Below are 17,832 nucleotides of genomic sequence, written 5' to 3' on the forward strand. Positions count from 1 at the left end.
CCTTATTGTGCGTTTGATGCTTCATTTGCTGCACGCTTTTCTTCCATTTCTGCAGCGAGTTTATCGATTTCTTTTTTCAACTCTTCTACCATTGTATCTTCTGGTACTTTGCGAACGGTTTTACCTTTCATAAATAGCAAACCTTCTCCACGAGCACCTGCAATACCGATATCTGCTTCACGAGCTTCACCTGGACCGTTTACTGCACAGCCAAGAACAGCTACTTTAAGTGGTACATTTAATTTTGAAATATATTCCTCTACTTCATTAGCAATTGATATTAAGTCGATTTCAATGCGTCCACAAGTTGGGCAAGAAATCAAAGTTGCCATATTAGAAGCAAGACCGAATGATTTTAATAATTCACGAGCTACTTTTATTTCCTCTACTGGGTCAGCAGAAAGGGAAATGCGCAGCGTATTACCAATGCCTTTAGATAGTATTGCACCAAGACCAGCAGCTGATTTTACTGTACCTGCAAACAATGTACCAGATTCAGTAATTCCTAAATGTAGGGGATAATCAAATGCTTTTGATGCTTTTTCATATGCTTCGATAGCTAGATTTACATCTGAAGCTTTCATTGACACGATAATATCATGGAAATCCAGATCTTCTAAAATTTTAATATGGTGAAGTGCAGATTCGACCATCCCGTCAGCAGTTGGATAACCATATTTTTCTAATATATGGCGTTCTAATGAACCTGCATTAACACCGATACGAATCGGAATGCCTTTAGCTTTAGCTGCATTAACAACTGCCTCTACTTTTTCGCGGCGACCAATGTTACCTGGGTTAATACGCACTTTATCGATGCCGTTTTCAATAGCTTTTAATGCTAATTTGTAATCGAAATGAATATCCGCTACTAGTGGGATATGGATACGCTTCTTAATTTCAGCGATTGCGTCTGCTGCGCGCTCATCTGGCACGGCAACACGCACGATTTGACAGCCTGCTTCTTCCAAACGAAGAATTTCTGCAACTGTTGCTTCAACGTCATGTGTTTTTGTAGTACACATACTTTGAATGAATAATTCATTACTACCACCAATCGTTAAATTTCCTACACGTACAGGACGCGTTTTTGAACGGTGAATAATTTCACTCATGAAAGTTCTCTCCTTTTCGGGCCATTCTAAAAGCCGTCACTGAAAACTATTTTAACAGTGTCGCAATGTAAGGACAAGGTAGAAACATTAACAAATCAATTTAAGCATTTTTCAACCGTTTTCGTATAAATTGGGAGCAATATGAGTTCACCAGGGACAAGTGTTTGTTGTTGAAGATGCGGGTTAGCTTTATAAAACTCTGCTAAACGCTCAGGGAAAGCTGCTTTTGTTGGTGTTGTCGTAAATAAACTATATATTGTATCGCCTTGTTGAACACGAACAGAAACAGTTTGCCAAACGTATTCTACTGTTTTTGTGCATTGTTCCTCAGAATAAAATGCAGCAAGAGGTAGTGTGCCCTCTTGCAAATCTATTTTAATAATCGTCGCAACGAGAAAAAAACAAATTGTAAAAACTATATACCGCAAAAAAATCCCTCCTTATTTCAATATATGAAAAGAGTTAGGATTCATGCATTGTTATTTTTGCGGTAGTTTGGGATATTTAGTTAAGGCAATTATTAATAGAACCATCGTAATAAAAACTCCGATTAATGTAGGGACAGAGCTAGGAATCAGAATAATCGTAAAGACAACTGAAAGAATAGTAGACCATGTAATCGCAAAGGCTGCTGTTCGCCAAATTTGACGATATTCTCCCCGGCGCTTAATCGACTTCACTAAAAGTAGACCTGCTAGAGCATATAAACTAATACGAATAAAAACTAATAGAGACGTCATAACAAATAAAAAGATAAACGCAAAAGGATATAGTAGCCACTGAATATCCGCTATGTATTCTGTAAGTCCATCAATGTTAAATAAATCTTCTGTTACACCACTCGAAAATCGACCGAATGAAAATACTGTCACAAAAGTAATTAATAAAAAAACGTATTGAATTACTTTTCCGATAGGCATAATTCTGTAAGCAGCTAGTTTTTTAGGATTGATTAAGCTATCAATAAAAAGTTGTGAGTGTTTCATTTTAATTCTCCTCCAAAAGCCATTTTAACATGAATTGAATAAATCGAAAACGAAGAGGAGTAGAATTTCAATTAATAGAGTTTTTGGTAGAGGGAAATTAGTTGTTTGAAACTTTCGGGTATCGTATTTCGTAAGTATTGTAAGAGAAGGAGTGGGAATATGGAAGTTATAGCATGGGTATTAATTATTGCTAGTTTTATTATTGCATTTATCGGACTCGTTTATCCGATTATCCCATCAGTGTTATTTATTCTAGCTGGATTTACTGTTTACGGTTTATTTTATAGCTTTAGCTTGCCGTGGTGGTTTTGGGCGATTGAAATTTTATTTGTCGTGCTATTATTTGCAGCAGATACAGTATCGAACTTAATTGGAGTGAAGAAATTCGGCGGTTCCAAAGCCGGAATGTGGGGGAGTACGATTGGATTGTTGATCGGCCCATTCGTCATTCCGTTTGCCGGTATTTTATTAGGCCCATTTTTAGGAGCGGTCATCGCAGAGCTAATTGTAGAACGTACTTCAGTACAACAGGCAATTCGTACAGGTATAGGATCTGTAGTCGGTTTTTTAACATCTGTGGCAGCAAAAGGAGTTATTCAAGTAGTAATGATTGTTATTTTCTTCATAGCAATTTAGTAAATTATATGAGTATGATATTGCAAAATTTGTTTATTGCCGTGTGCAAAAACAATAATGTTATTTTAGTCGTATGTTCCGTCAAAAGGCTGAAATGCTTGTTCGTGAATAATTTTAATTGAATGGTTTTGCCAATTTTGATAACCTAGTACATGTATTATAATTATTTAATCCTTAGGAGGAACTGAAAATGGCTTATGAATTACCACAATTAACTTACGCTTATGACGCATTAGAACCACATATCGATGCAAAAACAATGGAGATTCACCACACTAAACACCACAATACTTATGTTGCTGGTTTAAACGCAGCAGTAGAAGGTACTGAATTTGCAGGGAAAGATCTTAACGAATTAATCGCTAATATCGATGCACTTCCAGCTGACAAACAAACTCCAGTACGTAATCATGGTGGCGGTCACTCTAACCACTCATTATTCTGGGAAGTAATCGCTCCAGGCGGTTCAAATACTCCAGTTGGCGAAGTAGCTGCTGCTATCGATGCTAAATTCGGTTCTTTTGATGCATTCAAAGAAGAATTCACTAAAGCTGCAACTACTCGTTTCGGTTCAGGTTGGGCTTGGTTAATCGTTGATGGTGACTCAGTTGCTGTTACTTCAACTCCAAACCAAGACTCTCCAATTATGGAAGGCAAAACGCCAATCTTAGGATTAGACGTTTGGGAGCACGCTTACTACTTAAACTACCAAAACCGTCGTCCAGACTACATTGGTGCATTCTGGAACGTTGTAAACTGGGACGTTGTAGAAGCTAAGTTTCAAGCTGCAAAATAATATATAGCTAGTTTTATGCCAGCTAGTTCAGACTGTAGGCAAACTCGAAGAAATACGAGTTTGCCTGCAGTCTTTTTTCATTTACAATAGTAATAAAAGAATTTGAAATAAATAGGGTAAAATGAATTTCTTTTTCATTTGTGTAAAATATTTAAGATGTCCAAATTTGAAATAACTAGCTTATAAAAAGGGGAGAGTTAAAATGAGGATTTTTGATGCACATTTTCACATTATCAATTACGATTTTCCAGTTGTCGAAAATCAAGGTTATATGCCACCGAACTACATAGTCAATAATTACGAAAAAGAAGTCGCTAATCTTAATGTTCGAGGTGGTGCGATTGTATCGGGTTCCTTTCAAGGTTTTGACCAAGGCTATTTATTGGACGCTCTTAAACAAATGGGACCATCATTTTGTGGTGTAACTCAACTACCAATAACTGTAACAGATGAAGAGATTTTAAGCTTACATGAAAAGGGAGTAAAGGCATTACGTTTTAATATAAAGCGAGGAGGTTCTGAAGATTTATCGAAGCTTGATACATTTGCAAGACGTGTATTTGATTTAGTCGGCTGGCATAGTGAGCTTTATATCGATTCAAAACACTTACCAGACATTATGACTATACTAGAAAATTTACCTGCAGTTTCAATTGACCATTTAGGAATATCTGAAAAAGGACTACCATATTTATTAAAATTAGTCGAAAAAGGTGTACATGTGAAAGCGACTGGCTTTGGTCGAGTAGAACTAAATGTAGAAAATGCTTTAAGATCCATTTATAGTGTTAACCCAGATGCGTTAATGTTTGGTACTGACTTGCCATCTACGAGAGCGAAACGACCTTTTGACTATAACGATATCTTATTGATTCAACAAATTTTTGATGAACAGGAAGCAGATAAAATATTGTACACGAATGCTTTAAATTGGTATTTTAAATGATTAAGTTACTAATAAGCGTATAGATGATCGCATCAAGTCGAAGCAACTAATTGCATTACGTTGTGCATCAAATGAAGAGTATGTAAATCTAGTAGAGAGAATATTAGCTGAAAACCTATCACGAGTAGTTACAATCATGGAGAGTGGACTATTTTCGAATGTAGATTTTTATACCTAGTTGGGAATAGAGTGTGTAAAAGAAAGGTGATTTTATGAACTATAAAGATTCTGCCGTAGTTAATCAGTATGTACAGACAACTGAAGCACAGCAAAAGCTCTATAAGCGTACGTTAATTATCGTATTAATGTCTCAAATATTTGGTGGAGCTGGGCTTGCGGCGGGGATTACTGTTGGAGCTTTACTTGCGAAGGATGTGTTAGGGACAGAAAGCTTTGCGGGGTTACCTGCTGCACTGTTCACACTAGGCTCGGCATTAGCAGCTTTTATCGTAGGTCAGCTTTCTCAACGTTTTGGACGTAGGTACGGGTTATCTTTTGGTTTTATAGCTGGTGGAATTGGTGCGATAGGTGTCATAATAGCTGCTAATATTAATAGTGTAGCTTTATTATTTATAGCCTTATTCGTTTATGGAGCCGGTACTTCAACAAATCTACAGGCACGCTATGCGGGGACAGATTTAGCGAATGAAAAACAGCGTGCAACGGCGACAAGTATAGCGATGGTTGCGACAACTTTTGGTGCAGTTGCAGGTCCAAATTTAGTAACGCCGATGGGCAAAGTTGCTGAAGCAATCAGTATGCCATCATTAGCTGGGCCATTCATTTTAGCTGCAATAGCCTATATTTTAGCTGGTCTTACATTATTCATATTTTTGCGTCCAGATCCGTTATTAGTTGCTAAAGCGATAGCTGCAAAACAGCAAGAGCAGCATAAAGTAGCTGGGAAGGCTCGTTCGGTTCAAAGTGAAGTTAATCGGCTCGGAGTTTTCGTAGGAGCGCTAGTATTAGTGCTTTCACATGTTATTATGGTAGCGATTATGACTATGACACCAATCCACATGCAAGGTCATGGCAGTAGCTTAAGTGCGATTGGTATGGTTATTGGATTACATGTTGCAGCAATGTATTTACCATCGCTAGGTACTGGATTACTTGTTGATAAAATTGGTCGAACATTTATAGTAATCGCTTCGGGAGTTACATTGGCAGTAGCAGGGTTAGTAGCAGCTTTTGCACCTGGCGATTCCCTATTTTGGCTATCAATTGCCCTTATGTTATTAGGGCTTGGATGGAATTTCGGGTTAATAAGCGGTACAGCGATTATTATTGACTCAACGACGATAAATAATCGTGCAAAAACGCAAGGTTCTGTAGATGTAACGGTCGCATTAGGTGGATCTGCTGGCAGTTTATTATCTGGTGTCGTAGTAGCTTATTCAAGTTATGCAATGTTAGGCTTTATCGGTTTGTGCTTAGCCTTACTTTTAGTGCCGGTCGTAATTTGGGCACGTATAAAACAAAAGAATAATATGGCTATTTAATACTATATATTTTACAAGGCCTGTCCGGTCGCTTTCGGTACAAAGTCGATTTGCTAAAAAACGACTTGGCAGTAAGTCGATGGAAGTGAGGGACAGGCAAGGGAACAGATGCGATAAATATTTTCGATGCTTACCCCAACATTAAACGTTGAACCAAAAAACTAGCGGTTCATAAGGCGAGTAAATAACCAAACCATACTCCGAAAATCGCAATACTACTTGTACTGATTACATAAAATACAGCTTTAAAATATTGTCGTTTTTCAAAAAGTTGAATTGTTTCAAAACTAAATGTGGAAAATGTCGTAAAGGCACCTAATAATCCCGTTGCCAATAGGTAGTACCACGTCTTCGAAACGTCTAATCCAACAACGATACCAAATAAAATGGAGCCTGTAATATTAATAATAAAAGTAGCGATAGGAAACGTTTGAATACGTAAAAGAGAGCTAATGAAGTAACGTACGATGGCACCAAAAAATCCACCAATGGCAACTAATATCATAGGCTCCCCCCTTTAACAAGAACAGTACCAATTAAACTAGCACTTAAGCCACCCAAAATCGAAATCATGATATATACAATCGCTAGCCAGCTGTCGGTATGGAATAACGTAAATGTTTCATAGCTAAATGCGGAAAACGTTGTAAAGGCACCTAAAAATCCAGTAGTTAGTAAAAGCTTTAATTGTTTATTTTGGATTAAAGATTGGCTCGTCAATAGTACGGCTAATAAAAAACTACCAACTATATTAATTAAGCAAGTTGCTAAAGGAAATCCGCCGCTATACGGAATCACTGTACAAATTAAATAACGTAAAGATGCACCAACTGCACCACCAATTCCGACAATGAAATAGTTCAAACTCGTCACCCCAAAAATAAATTTCTTTTTATTTTCCCCCAACTTATAAAAAAATGAAACCTTTCTTTAAAAATCCCGTCACAAATGTTGAACTTCAGTATGAATATACTTTTTTCTAACATGCGCAAATGTTATACTAAAATGCATGTATTCATTTGTTTCCGGATTGCCTTTTTATATTTTTATTAAAAGAAAAAGTTTTGACTAGGCATTCGCGTACTCCACCTCAAGCTGCTTAGAATAATCTAACTCTTGTCGTGGACAAACAGACGCTAAAACATTTTTTATAGAAAGGGGAGTTTGACATGCGAAAGTTACCGCAAAAAAATCGCGCTTCGAATGGAAAAGCGAAGCCTCGGGCTAACTTGTCATTTCGGATGAACGTCCTTTTCTTCTCAATATTTTTATTATTTTCAATGCTTATTTTTCGACTTGGTTACTTACAAATTGTCAAAGGTGAGGAATATGTGAGCGAGATTGAACGTAAAGAGGAAGTGCGTGTTAATACAAGTGTACCTCGCGGACGTATTTATGATCGATACGGACGCATTCTCGTTGATAATCAGCCTGAAAATGCAATTACTTATACGAAAATGCCAACAACGAAGCAACAGGAAATGCTAGACATTGCAGAAGAGCTTGCAACATTAATTGAGCAACCAACAGATCGTGTTACATATCGAGACAAGCAGGATTTTTGGATTTTACGTAATAATGAAGAAGCGATGAAGAAAGTAACGAAAGAAGAAATGGATGCTTATCGGAAATCAGATGAAACGCTAGAACAAAAAGATGTTAATGCAGAAATGGACCGCCGCATTCGAGAACGCATTACGGATGAAGAACTAGCACAATTAACAGATTTTGATTTAGAAGTTCTGGCGATTTATCGTGAAATGGTATCGGGGTATAATTTATCACCACAAATTATTAAAAGTGAAGGGGTAACAAATGACGAATTTGCGCGTGTTTCGGAGCGTTTAGCGGATTTACCAGGTGTAAATACGACAACGGATTGGAAGCGAGTGCGTCAGTCGCCGTTAGCAGTATTAGGTCGTACAACTGTACCAAGCAAAGGGATTCCTAAAAATAAGCTGGATTTCTACTTAGCCCGAGATTATTCACGTAATGATCGTGTTGGTGAAAGTTATTTTGAAGCCCAATATGAAGAAATTTTACAAGGTGAAAAATCTGTCGTAAAAAATCTTGCGAATAAAAAAGGTCAAATTGTTGAAACAAAAACGACGTACCCTGGGGAGCCAGGAAAAGACTTAATATCAACACTTGATATTGAATTGCAAGCTGAGGCAGAACGTGTAGTCGAAAAGTATTTGTTGGAATTAAAATCATTGGGAAGTTCAAGCTTACTTGATAGAGCATTTTTGGTCATGATGAACCCAAATACAGGTGAGCTTTTATCTGTTGTTGGTAAAAAAATCGAAACTGATCCTGAGACAGGTAAAAATACAATTGTGGACTACTCATACGGTACCTTTACAACGGCGTATGAAGTAGGTTCAAGTATAAAAGCAGCAACAGTCTTAATGGGTTATTCAGAAGATGTTATCGATATTAATACAACATTAATTGATCAGCCGATTAAACTTTTAAATACAGAACCGAAAAGTTCCATCTTTAACCGAAACAGTCGAATACCGATGAATGAATTGTCCGCATTAGAACAATCTTCTAACTCGTATATGTTCCAAATTGCGTTAGGTATTGGCGGTAGTAACTATTATTATGATATGCCTCTTAAATTACGTGATGGAACATTACAAACGATGCGTAATGGCTATGCACAATTTGGTTTAGGTGTGCCTACGGGGATAGATTTACCGGGCGAGTTTGCAGGTTATCAAGGATTTATGGATAACCCTGGTAAGATTTTGAACTTAGCAATAGGACAGTTCGATACGTATACACCTATGCAGCTCGTGCAGTATATTTCAACAGTGGCGAATGGTGGATACCGCGTACAACCACGCATGTTAAAGGAAATTCGCAAACCTTCAGAAGATGGGGAAACATTCGGACCACTCGTACAAGAAGTGCAGCCGACGATTTTAAATCGTATTTCCAATTCTGAAGCTGAAATAAACCAAGTAAAAGAAGGTTTAAGAAGAGTTTATACAGGGGCAAAAGGTACTGCTCGTAGTGTATTCTATGATACACCGTATACAGCCGCCGGTAAAACAGGTACTGCTGAAGTAGTATATTATGGTCCGCAGACAGATAAATATGGAACAAATACTACTACACTTACGCATGTCGGCTTCGCACCGTATGATAATCCTGAAGTGGCCTATGCAGTTGTCGTTCCTTGGGTGACAACAAATTTTGACGTACATCTACGTCAAGGTAATCTGATGGCACGTGAAGTATTAGATTATTATTTTGAATTAAAAGGAAAATATGCGCAAGAAGGCATTTCTGCAAGTTCACCAAATCAAAAGATGCTACCTGCTTTCTCAGAAGAAAAATTAAATGAAGATGAGGAAAAATAAGCAATCAGCGAGTAATAGGTAAGCTTAAGCTTTGTGTTATGAAATACTTGATTTAAGTTGAAAGCTTAGTAGATAAATTTTGTTGAGGCTAACGGTTAACATACCTATCTTTCATAGAATAAAGCACAATTCTCCCGATTTAATATACTTGAAATGTAAAAACAAGTTATAACAAGGTGAATTGTGCTTTATCATTTTTTATACGTAATTATATTACATAGTTTGGCCTTTACTTAAAGGGAAGAACACTACATAAATATAAATATTTTTTAATTAGCTCAAATGTGCTCCATTTGAAAAACTATTGAAAGGGACATAAGATGAAGAAATTATTATTTCAACTAATTATTTTAATAGGTGCATTAAGCAATGCTATTGTCATGACAATGATTGGTGCATCAACAATACTAATAATTAGTACAACGATTGCCTATATTGTAATTTTTGAGCTCCTAATATTATTTTTAGAGCCTCGCCTAGCATTAGCTGAGCGGAAACGTAACTTAACAAAGTATCCTTTTTTAAGAGAATTAATTAATGCGAATAAGGCGACAGTAACACTAGTAACAGGTGAGAAAATTTATAACGCAACATTTGCTGGCTACATTAACGAAAAAGATGCCAAAACAATAAAGCTAAATATTACTACGCCGAAAACAAAAAAAGAGCCTGAAAAAGTATGCGGCAGAGACATACTGTTAACACAAATAAAAGAAGTAAAGAAAATAGCGTAATGGGATATCCAGAGGAGAAATCTTTTCTGGATATCTTTTTTTATTGTTAATGAAAAAAATTCTGGAGTTCGAACAGTGTTTAGCTCTAGAACCTAGACTTTCGAGGTAGCTTCTGTCCCTCAAACGAAAGTGAAAAAGACGCTTTCGATTGTGGCATTCAAGCGTTTGTCAGGGCTGAGTAGGACGCTTTTCGCATTTTGAATTTACAAAACATCAATAACGATTTACAGACCATTAACAATCCGTTCAAATGGGCTCAACAAACTACGATTATAGTAAAGCTTGTAAGAGAAACTTACTAAGAAAGTTATTGGAGGAAATGACAAATGAAAAAGTGGAAGTACTTAAGCCAGGCAGCAATTCTAGGTTCGGCATTATTTTTAGCAGCATGTGGATCAACTGAAAGTAAAGATGATGCAACGAATTCAAAAAATGGTGCAGCATCTGCTGAAACAGGACAAGCGCAATTAACAGGAGATGTTGTTGGTGACGGTTCTTCAACAGTAGCGCCAATTACAGAGGCCCTTGTGGAAGAATATGCAGCGGTACAAAAAGATGTGCGAGTATCAGTAGGCGTATCAGGTACTGGTGGTGGATTTGAAAAGTTCATTAACGGCGAAACAGACTTCTCGAATGCATCACGTCCAATTAAAGATACAGAAAAAGAAAAATTAGTAGCTGCGGGAATTGATTATACAGAACTAGCTATTGCATATGACGGATTATCAGTAGTTATACACCCAGAAAATACTTGGGCTAAAAATTTAACAGTTGAGCAATTAAAACAACTTTGGATTGAAGATGGAACGACAAAAAAATGGTCTGATATCGATCCATCTTGGCCGGATGAAGAAGTAGTATTCTATTCACCAGGTGCTGATTCAGGTACGTTCGACTACTTTGACGAAGTCATCCTTGATGGTGAGGATTTAGTAAAAACAGCTACTTTATCTGAAGATGATAACGTTCTTGTGCAAGGCGTTATTGCAGATAAAAATGCGATTGCATTCTTCGGGTATGCATACTACTTAGCAAACGAAAGTAAATTACAAGTTGTTTCAGTTAATGGTATAGAGCCGAACAATGAAACAATTGAGTCTGGTGAATATTCACCATTATCACGTCCACTATTTGTATATGTGAAAAATAAAGCTATGGCTGAAAATGAAGCTGCATATGACTTTATTAAATACAGCTTAGAGAATGCTGGAAATATGGCGGAAGCAGCAGGTTATGTACGTCTACCAGATGTTGAATACGAAAAAGGTCTAGCAGCACTTGAAGCTTTAAAATAATTTAGCGGAATGTGTGCGTTAGCACGCATTCCTTCCTCATTTTGAAAGGAGTTTGCACAAAAATGACTTCAAAAGCTAGTGAGCGATCTGTTCAGCAAATGATTGCAAAGTCTCGCGCTAAAAGAGGCAAAAAAATAATAGAAAAATCAATGCCTAAACTGTTGTTTTTAGCAGCGGCACTTTCTGTATTAACAACATTCGGTATTGTATTTACACTTATTTTTGAAACGTTTGAGTTTTTTCAGAGAGTATCAATAACCGATTACCTATTTGGTACTGAATGGTTACCGTTTTCAGGGAAAGAGCCTTTATACGGTATTTTGCCGTTAATAATGGGGACCTTGAAAGTTACAGGAATTGCGATATTAGTAGCTGTACCATTTGGGATTGGGGCAGCGATTTTCTTAAGTGAATATGCATCTGATAAAACACGTCGTATCGTAAAGCCTATTTTAGAAGTGCTAGCTGGTGTACCGACAATTGTCTACGGATTTTTTGCGTTAACATTCGTCACACCCATTTTACAGCAATTGATACCGTCGCTGAAAATATTCAATGCGCTAAGCCCAGGAATTGTCGTAGGGATTATGATATTGCCGATGATCGCCTCATTGTCTGAAGACGCGATGAGTTCTGTACCAAACTCGATGCGGGAAGGTGCACTTGTACTTGGCGCCACAAAATTTGAAGTAGCAATCAAAATAGTTCTACCAACCGCATTATCAGGAATTATCGCTTCGGTCGTATTAGCAGTTTCTCGTGCGATTGGTGAAACAATGATCGTATCACTTGCCGGTGGATCAACACCAAAATTCGATTTTAGTGTAACTGATTCGATTCAAACGATGACAGCATACATCGTACAAGTGTCAACAGGAGATGCAGGATATGGTACAACTATTTACTACTCTATCTATGCAGTCGGTTTCACGTTATTTATTTTCACCTTATTAATGAACTTATTCGCTCAGTACATTTCAAAACGCTTCAGAGAGGAGTATTAAAATGAAATATTTAAATAATACAATCGTTATGAAGCGGATGAACAGACGTTTGAAGATGAATACAGTGTGGAAAACGATCTTCATTTTTGCAACAAGCTTTGCCTTATTAACACTTGTCATTTTACTGGCTCGTGTTTTTTCTCAAGGGCTAGGTTATTTAAACTTTGATTTCTTAACCAATTTTGCATCGCGTCTTCCTGAAAAAGCAGGGATAAAAGCAGCATTAGTCGGTTCAATATGGTTAATGGCAGTTGTTGCACCCGTTTCAATTATTCTAGGTGTCAGTACAGCCATTTATTTAGAGGAATATGCACAGAAAAATAAATTAAATGATTTTATTCGCATGAACATTTCAAACTTAGCTGGTGTACCGTCCATTGTTTTCGGGTTACTAGGATTAACTATTTTCGTTCGTTTAATGGGCTTAGGGAAAAGTATATTAGCAGCGGGTTTAACGATGAGTTTATTAATTTTACCGATTATTATCGTCGCTGCCCAGGAAGCGATTCGCGCAGTACCACAAGATCAGCGAGAAGCATCTTACGGGATGGGGGCGACTAAATGGCAAACTATTATGCGTGTCGTCTTACCAGCAGCTATCTCAGGTATATTAACAGGCAGTATATTAGCTCTCTCACGGGCGATTGGTGAGACAGCACCGCTCGTTGTAATCGGAATCCCAGTCATCCTGCAATTTTTACCTGAGAATCTATTAAGTGCATTTACCGCATTACCAATGCAAATTTTTGACTGGGCAAAACGTCCACAAGAGGAGTTTCAATATGTTGCAGCAGCAGGCATTATTGTGCTGATGATTTTACTCGTCTTTATGAACTCGATTGCAATCTTTATTCGAAATAAATTTCAAAAACGTTATTAACGGAGGTTTAGCATGGTACAACTATCAGAACGTACGACGAAAATTCAAGTTGTGGAAAAATCACCGGTTGTTTTACCGAATAGTAAACAAACAGTATTTGAAACAAAAAATTTTGATTTATGGTACGGCGAACATCACGCCTTAAAAAATATAAATATTAATATAAAGGAAAATGAAGTAACCGCGGTTATCGGTCCATCTGGATGCGGTAAATCAACGTATGTAAAGGCATTAAATCGTATGGTCGAGCTTGTACCGATCGTTCGTACTACAGGTGAAATTAATTACCGAGGCAGTAATATTTTTAGCTCAGATTATGAAGTGGAAGAACTACGTACGCATGTCGGTATGGTATTCCAAAAACCCAATCCATTCCCAAAATCTATTTACGATAATATTGCGTATGGGCCAAGGATTCATGGAATTAAAAATAAAAAGATTTTAGATGAAATCGTCGAAAAATCTCTGCGCGGTTCAGCAATTTGGGATGATGTAAAAGACCGTCTGAGCCAAAATGCATACGGTCTATCTGGGGGGCAGCAGCAACGAATTTGTATCGCGCGTTGTTTAGCCATTGAGCCTGACGTAATTTTAATGGATGAACCAACATCAGCACTAGATCCTATTTCAACATTAAAAGTGGAAGAATTAGTGCAAGAGTTAAAAGATAATTATTCTATTATTATTGTAACGCACAATATGCAACAAGCTGCTCGTATTTCTGATAAAACAGCATTTTTTTTAAACGGAGAAATTGTCGAGTTTGATCAAACAGATAAAATTTTCTCAACACCAGCTGATCAACGTACAGAAGATTATATTTCTGGGCGTTTTGGATAAGGGGGGATACAAAATGGCCGTGCGTGAACGTTTTGAGCATGATATGAAATCAGTGCAAGAAAACCTAATGGAGTTATGTAAGAAAAGCATCGAAGCACTTGAAGTTTCGTTTAAAGCTTTTATTGAAAAAGATATCGACCTAGCATTATCGATTATTGATAATGATGTGTACATTAACCGTTTAGAAGAAGCGATAAATGATCGAGTAATATTATTAATTGCTAAGCAGCAACCTGTTGCAACAGATTTACGCCGCTTAATGACAATGGTTAAAGCAGCTAGTGATATGGAGCGCGTCGGTGATTACGCGGTTAATATTGCAAAAGAAACAATCCGCATAGGAAAAGAGCCGTTTATTACAACCGTTGAAACGTTGGAGCAAATGTGTGCCAAAACAACGTCGATGCTACGACAAATTATCGAAGCATTTATCGATGAAAATACGACGCAAGCAAAAGAAATAGCTGAACTAGATGATCAAGTAGATGATTTATACGGTCAAACAATTAGCCATTTAATGCATCTATCAAGTGTGAAGCCAGAAAATGTATCACAAATTATGTATTTATCATTTGTTAGCCGCTATTTAGAGCGTTCTGCTGATCATGCTACAAACATTGCGGAGCACCTATTTTACTTAGTGAAAGGCCAGCATTACGAGTTGAATAATTAATACAAAACATCTTCTTAATTGAGTTTCTGTGAGGCTGGGACAAAACAAAAAACATCATTTTTCCAATGAGAAAATTGATGTTTTTTTGCGTTTAGAAAATTGATTTCCGTTACGGGGACGCTTTCCGGGGGCACGGCTCGAGCCTGTAGTCTCTCACTCGTGCTGTTCCCCCAGGAAGCTTTGCTCTGTAGCGAAAGGCGCAGCCGACAGCTACACTCGCCCCTTCACTACAATCAATTTAAAGAAAATCAAACTTTTAGTATAAATAGTACGTACTTTTCATAAAAGTTACACTTATGTCCCGGTCGCTTTTTATTCAAGGGGTATTCGATCACTTGCGATGTGCTAATCAAAGGGAATTTACCCGGAAACTTATTTCGTATTTTTGTCATAAACAATTTGCCCATGAACAACTGTTTTAGTGACCTGCACATGTGGAATTTGTTCGACATCGACAGTAAAAATATCGCCATCAAATACAGTGAAATCTGCCTCAAAGCCAACTGCGATTTGACCGCGAAGCTTTTCCTTACCAATTACTTTTGCGGGTTCTGTCGTATAAAGTGATACTGCTTCATAGCGAGTAATACATTCTGCATCATTTAGAATTGTTGAAGAATCGATTGCTTTACGAGTGATTGCCGCATAAATACCGTATAAAGGATTTGGAGTTTCTATCGGCGCGTCCGATCCACCTGCACATACAATTTTACGATCTAATAATGATTTTAGGGGATATACATAACGTAAACGCTCTTTACCAAGCCTACTTTCTAAAATCCCCATATCTGACTGAATAAATTGTGGTTGTACATCGACTATAATAGGTAGTGCACTAAGTCGATCTAGTAACCGATCATTCACAACACTACAATGAATAATACGATCCTTTTGCCCTTCAACTGGCGGGTACATCTCAAAAATATCTAATATTAAATCAATCGCAGCATCCCCAATAACATGTACCGCAACGGTCGATTGCTTGGCTCTTGCTTGTTGAACGAGCTGTTCGAGCGTATCTTTTGAATGGAGAAACATGCCATTATTAGTTGGATCATCAGCATATGGCTCAAATAATGCAGCTGTTCGTCCACCGAAAGCCCCATCGATGAAAATTTTCATTGCACCAAGCTCCACCCAAATTGAAGGTGTAAAATCTATTTGACGTAATTCATTCCAAACAGAATGATGTTGAAGTAAATGTGCTTTAAAATTTCGTTTCTCAGTTATATGTTCATAGCTTTTTAACGGTACAGATGGGTGACCGTAATAACTTAAATCTTCAGAATGCCCACCAACTAATCCGTATGAAAGTAATGAAGTAACCGATTTTTCTAGCGCATCATTAACATAACTTTGAGTCGTAGTAGGCATATTATTCACGACTAAATAAAGGGCATTGTCTTTTAAAATCCCAGTTAGCTTGCCGTCTTGCTTTTCAATAATACCGCCAGAAGGATTGTCGGTTGTGTCGTCAATATTGGCGTATGTTAGTGCTTGATGATTTGCCATAATTAAATGATGACAGCTTCGTTTAATGACAACATAGCAACCGAGTACATTAATTTCTTCTATTGTAGGAAATGTGGCATGTTTATTTTGTCCTTCGTTATAGCCAATCGCTACTAGCCAGTCATCTGCCTTTAACATAACAGCTTCTTGCTGTAAGCGCTCAAGTAAATGTTGCTTCGTTGTAATAGCACTCACATCAATATTTTTCAGTTTTTCCCCGTAACCAATAATATGTAAATGGCTATCGACAAAGCCTGGATATAACACATCGCCGCGTAAGTCGATATAAGATTCCGCCTTATGCTGTAAATCCGCAAAACTACCTGTTTCAATAATCATGCCACCCTTCTCCAAAATTGCCTCAACAGTATGTCCTTCGTATTGCATCGAATAAATAATGCCACCATGCCATAAATTCATTGCTATCCCTCGCTTTTTCTTCTTTTAAAAATACTATCAAAAAAGATTGAATATTCCTATTGTTTTTGTAAACTTTGATTAGTATTTTAGTTAACTTAATCTGCATTTGTTCCAATACCTATTATGATTAGTGCATATTAAAATTTTGTGAAAAGTAATAAAGAAAAGAGATGTTACAAATGAAATCACTATAATATCGAGAATTGTTCCGCTATACTTACAGATAATATTTGATAAACAGAGGTGTTTAGTATGACGATAGCAACTTTACTAACTGACGAAATGCTTCGTTATGTATATAGCAGTGCAATGTTCCAACAATTAACCGAACAGGAGCAACATGCTTTTTTATGTGCATTCCAGGATAATAAATTATTTGCAAATGTATTAGAAATCGCGATGTCAATAAATCAATCAATAGCAGAAGTAGAAGCGATCATGCCAGTACTGCTTAATAAAGATTCGATATTAACAGCAGAAAAACAAATGCATTTAAAAAGTAATACGACTATAGAGGGCAATGTTATTTACTATCCATTTGAACAAAAAAATGCACCCTATGTAGTTTGTTTGCAACACTTAGAAGATCCCGAATTGCGTGCGTTAAGCATAGGTTTATTATTGCCGTTATTCTCGATATGTACAGGAGACTGTCGCGACTTAGTTATTATTCCATTTTCAGAAGAAGCGGAGGTACTTACATTTGAATGTGGCAAGCCGACAGTTGATGGTTTTCAAAAACTTTTAAATAATGACCCTAAAAATCAAACTGTTATGTATCAGGCACTAACTAAATCGATTGAAATAACTGGTCAATTGAAAAATGCGGAAATTTTCATTATCACAAACAATCAAATTGCTGATTATAAAAAGGTAGTACAACATGATTTCAGTAATGTACAAGCGGAAATTTCGGTTATTGCGCTAAGCGAGTCGAAATTTGAGCAAAGTCCGTTACCGTTTGCTCAGAAAATATTTTTCGCGTTACAATAGTTTTTAGAAAAATTATTTGAATAATTAGATTACTCGAGCTAAAATGACATTAGAGGCGATAATGAAAAAATAGTAATGAGTTATTTTGCTAAAGAGAGCTAGCGGTGGGTGAAAGCTAGTGCAAGTAAT

Annotated in this window: 18 protein-coding genes, 1 pseudogene and 1 other annotated feature (1 of these 20 only partly in view); of the genes and pseudogenes, 13 read left to right on the forward strand and 6 right to left on the reverse strand. The window is 37.0% G+C overall.

Features of this window, described 5'->3' with window-relative positions:
* Window positions 1–2: 2 nt before the first annotated feature.
* From ispG to AAFN87_RS02795, 3 genes are all read right to left on the reverse strand, one after another.
* Complete coding sequence (gene ispG, locus AAFN87_RS02785) at window positions 3–1,115, reverse strand: flavodoxin-dependent (E)-4-hydroxy-3-methylbut-2-enyl-diphosphate synthase (RefSeq protein WP_347789457.1); 1,113 nt, start codon at window positions 1,113–1,115, stop codon at window positions 3–5.
* 95 nt (window positions 1,116–1,210) lie between these two features.
* A complete protein-coding gene (locus tag AAFN87_RS02790; protein ID WP_347789458.1) occupies window positions 1,211–1,543 on the reverse strand; it encodes a hypothetical protein in 333 nt (110 codons plus the stop codon).
* Window positions 1,544–1,594: 51 nt separating this feature from the next.
* A complete protein-coding gene (locus AAFN87_RS02795) occupies window positions 1,595–2,101 on the reverse strand; it encodes a DUF1189 family protein (protein ID WP_347789459.1) in 507 nt (168 codons plus the stop codon).
* A gap of 159 nt (window positions 2,102–2,260) precedes the next feature.
* Between AAFN87_RS02795 and AAFN87_RS02800 the strand changes: the two genes are divergently transcribed.
* The 5 genes and pseudogenes from AAFN87_RS02800 to AAFN87_RS02815 all read left to right on the forward strand — a co-directional run bounded on the left by AAFN87_RS02800 (window position 2,261) and on the right by AAFN87_RS02815 (window position 5,981).
* The gene (locus tag AAFN87_RS02800; protein ID WP_347789460.1) at window positions 2,261–2,737 is read left to right on the forward strand and encodes a DUF456 domain-containing protein; all 477 of its coding nucleotides are present in this window, start codon (window positions 2,261–2,263) and stop codon (window positions 2,735–2,737) included.
* Window positions 2,738–2,927: 190 nt separating this feature from the next.
* Window positions 2,928–3,533 carry a superoxide dismutase gene (locus AAFN87_RS02805; protein ID WP_347789461.1) on the forward strand — a complete coding sequence of 202 codons (606 nt, stop codon included), beginning with the start codon at window positions 2,928–2,930 and terminating at the stop codon, window positions 3,531–3,533.
* Between the two features lie 202 nt (window positions 3,534–3,735).
* A complete protein-coding gene (locus AAFN87_RS02810; protein WP_347789462.1) occupies window positions 3,736–4,479 on the forward strand; it encodes an amidohydrolase family protein in 744 nt (247 codons plus the stop codon).
* A 16-nt stretch (window positions 4,480–4,495) separates the two neighbouring features.
* Window positions 4,496–4,657: pseudogene (locus AAFN87_RS20015) on the forward strand (DUF6526 family protein); the annotation flags it as partial.
* Window positions 4,658–4,691: 34 nt separating this feature from the next.
* Window positions 4,692–5,981 (forward strand): MFS transporter, encoded by a 1,290-nt coding sequence (locus AAFN87_RS02815; RefSeq protein WP_347789463.1) that lies wholly within the window; start codon window positions 4,692–4,694, stop codon window positions 5,979–5,981.
* 169 nt (window positions 5,982–6,150) lie between these two features.
* Here AAFN87_RS02815 and crcB (AAFN87_RS02820) read toward each other — a convergent pair whose 3' ends face one another.
* Window positions 6,151–6,486: a fluoride efflux transporter CrcB gene (gene crcB / locus AAFN87_RS02820; RefSeq protein ID WP_347789464.1), complete on the reverse strand. Its 336-nt coding sequence runs from the start codon at window positions 6,484–6,486 to the stop codon at window positions 6,151–6,153.
* Complete coding sequence (crcB, locus tag AAFN87_RS02825) at window positions 6,483–6,845, reverse strand: fluoride efflux transporter CrcB (protein ID WP_347789465.1); 363 nt, start codon at window positions 6,843–6,845, stop codon at window positions 6,483–6,485. The genes crcB (AAFN87_RS02820) and crcB (AAFN87_RS02825) overlap by 4 nt, the downstream gene beginning before the upstream one ends.
* Window positions 6,846–7,150: 305 nt before the next feature.
* Between crcB (AAFN87_RS02825) and AAFN87_RS02830 the strand changes: the two genes are divergently transcribed.
* The 7 genes from AAFN87_RS02830 (at window position 7,151) to phoU (ending at window position 14,778) form a co-directional block, all read left to right on the forward strand.
* Window positions 7,151–9,352: a penicillin-binding transpeptidase domain-containing protein gene (locus AAFN87_RS02830; RefSeq protein ID WP_347789466.1), complete on the forward strand. Its 2,202-nt coding sequence runs from the start codon at window positions 7,151–7,153 to the stop codon at window positions 9,350–9,352.
* A gap of 320 nt (window positions 9,353–9,672) precedes the next feature.
* On the forward strand, window positions 9,673–10,086 hold the full coding sequence (locus AAFN87_RS02835) for a response regulator (RefSeq protein WP_347789467.1): 414 nt from the start codon (window positions 9,673–9,675) through the stop codon (window positions 10,084–10,086).
* Between the two features lie 326 nt (window positions 10,087–10,412).
* The gene (locus AAFN87_RS02840) at window positions 10,413–11,381 is read left to right on the forward strand and encodes a PstS family phosphate ABC transporter substrate-binding protein (RefSeq protein WP_347789468.1); all 969 of its coding nucleotides are present in this window, start codon (window positions 10,413–10,415) and stop codon (window positions 11,379–11,381) included.
* Window positions 11,382–11,443: 62 nt separating this feature from the next.
* Window positions 11,444–12,385: a phosphate ABC transporter permease subunit PstC gene (gene pstC / locus AAFN87_RS02845; RefSeq protein WP_347789469.1), complete on the forward strand. Its 942-nt coding sequence runs from the start codon at window positions 11,444–11,446 to the stop codon at window positions 12,383–12,385.
* 1 nt (window position 12,386) lies between these two features.
* Window positions 12,387–13,265 carry a phosphate ABC transporter permease PstA gene (pstA, locus tag AAFN87_RS02850; RefSeq protein ID WP_347789470.1) on the forward strand — a complete coding sequence of 293 codons (879 nt, stop codon included), beginning with the start codon at window positions 12,387–12,389 and terminating at the stop codon, window positions 13,263–13,265.
* 12 nt (window positions 13,266–13,277) lie between these two features.
* Window positions 13,278–14,105: a phosphate ABC transporter ATP-binding protein PstB gene (pstB, locus tag AAFN87_RS02855; protein ID WP_347789471.1), complete on the forward strand. Its 828-nt coding sequence runs from the start codon at window positions 13,278–13,280 to the stop codon at window positions 14,103–14,105.
* Window positions 14,106–14,118: 13 nt separating this feature from the next.
* Complete coding sequence (gene phoU / locus AAFN87_RS02860; protein ID WP_347789472.1) at window positions 14,119–14,778, forward strand: phosphate signaling complex protein PhoU; 660 nt, start codon at window positions 14,119–14,121, stop codon at window positions 14,776–14,778.
* Window positions 14,779–15,150: 372 nt separating this feature from the next.
* On the opposite strand, the gene AAFN87_RS02865 is transcribed toward phoU, so the two are convergent.
* Window positions 15,151–16,710, reverse strand: coding sequence for an amidohydrolase (locus AAFN87_RS02865; RefSeq protein WP_347789473.1), 1,560 nt, complete (start codon window positions 16,708–16,710; stop codon window positions 15,151–15,153).
* Window positions 16,711–16,962: 252 nt separating this feature from the next.
* On the opposite strand from AAFN87_RS02865, the gene AAFN87_RS02870 reads away from it, so the two are divergent.
* Window positions 16,963–17,703 carry a hypothetical protein gene (locus AAFN87_RS02870; protein WP_347789474.1) on the forward strand — a complete coding sequence of 247 codons (741 nt, stop codon included), beginning with the start codon at window positions 16,963–16,965 and terminating at the stop codon, window positions 17,701–17,703.
* Between the two features lie 49 nt (window positions 17,704–17,752).
* Window positions 17,753–17,832 (forward strand) — a binding site (T-box leader) (it continues 120 nt past the right edge of the window).

The sequence above is a fragment of the Solibacillus sp. CAU 1738 genome (assembly GCF_039888725.1).
In the GTDB taxonomy this organism is placed as follows: domain Bacteria; phylum Bacillota; class Bacilli; order Bacillales_A; family Planococcaceae; genus Metasolibacillus.

What these genes read in the sequence shown, in the direction of transcription:
- AAFN87_RS02840 (WP_347789468.1), top strand. Translation starts at nt 10,413, where the DNA reads ATGAAAAAGTGGAAGTACTTAAGCCAGGCAGCAATTCTAGGTTCGGCA.
- crcB (WP_347789464.1), bottom strand. Translation starts at nt 6,486, where the DNA reads ATGATATTAGTTGCCATTGGTGGATTTTTTGGTGCCATCGTACGTTAC.
- ispG (WP_347789457.1), bottom strand. Translation starts at nt 1,115, where the DNA reads ATGAGTGAAATTATTCACCGTTCAAAAACGCGTCCTGTACGTGTAGGA.
- AAFN87_RS02870 (WP_347789474.1), top strand. Translation starts at nt 16,963, where the DNA reads ATGACGATAGCAACTTTACTAACTGACGAAATGCTTCGTTATGTATAT.
- pstA (WP_347789470.1), top strand. Translation starts at nt 12,387, where the DNA reads ATGAAATATTTAAATAATACAATCGTTATGAAGCGGATGAACAGACGT.
- pstC (WP_347789469.1), top strand. Translation starts at nt 11,444, where the DNA reads ATGACTTCAAAAGCTAGTGAGCGATCTGTTCAGCAAATGATTGCAAAG.
- phoU (WP_347789472.1), top strand. Translation starts at nt 14,119, where the DNA reads ATGGCCGTGCGTGAACGTTTTGAGCATGATATGAAATCAGTGCAAGAA.
- AAFN87_RS02835 (WP_347789467.1), top strand. Translation starts at nt 9,673, where the DNA reads ATGAAGAAATTATTATTTCAACTAATTATTTTAATAGGTGCATTAAGC.
- AAFN87_RS02865 (WP_347789473.1), bottom strand. Translation starts at nt 16,710, where the DNA reads ATGAATTTATGGCATGGTGGCATTATTTATTCGATGCAATACGAAGGA.
- AAFN87_RS02800 (WP_347789460.1), top strand. Translation starts at nt 2,261, where the DNA reads ATGGAAGTTATAGCATGGGTATTAATTATTGCTAGTTTTATTATTGCA.
- AAFN87_RS02805 (WP_347789461.1), top strand. Translation starts at nt 2,928, where the DNA reads ATGGCTTATGAATTACCACAATTAACTTACGCTTATGACGCATTAGAA.
- pstB (WP_347789471.1), top strand. Translation starts at nt 13,278, where the DNA reads ATGGTACAACTATCAGAACGTACGACGAAAATTCAAGTTGTGGAAAAA.
- AAFN87_RS02795 (WP_347789459.1), bottom strand. Translation starts at nt 2,101, where the DNA reads ATGAAACACTCACAACTTTTTATTGATAGCTTAATCAATCCTAAAAAA.
- AAFN87_RS02810 (WP_347789462.1), top strand. Translation starts at nt 3,736, where the DNA reads ATGAGGATTTTTGATGCACATTTTCACATTATCAATTACGATTTTCCA.
- AAFN87_RS02815 (WP_347789463.1), top strand. Translation starts at nt 4,692, where the DNA reads ATGAACTATAAAGATTCTGCCGTAGTTAATCAGTATGTACAGACAACT.
- AAFN87_RS02830 (WP_347789466.1), top strand. Translation starts at nt 7,151, where the DNA reads ATGCGAAAGTTACCGCAAAAAAATCGCGCTTCGAATGGAAAAGCGAAG.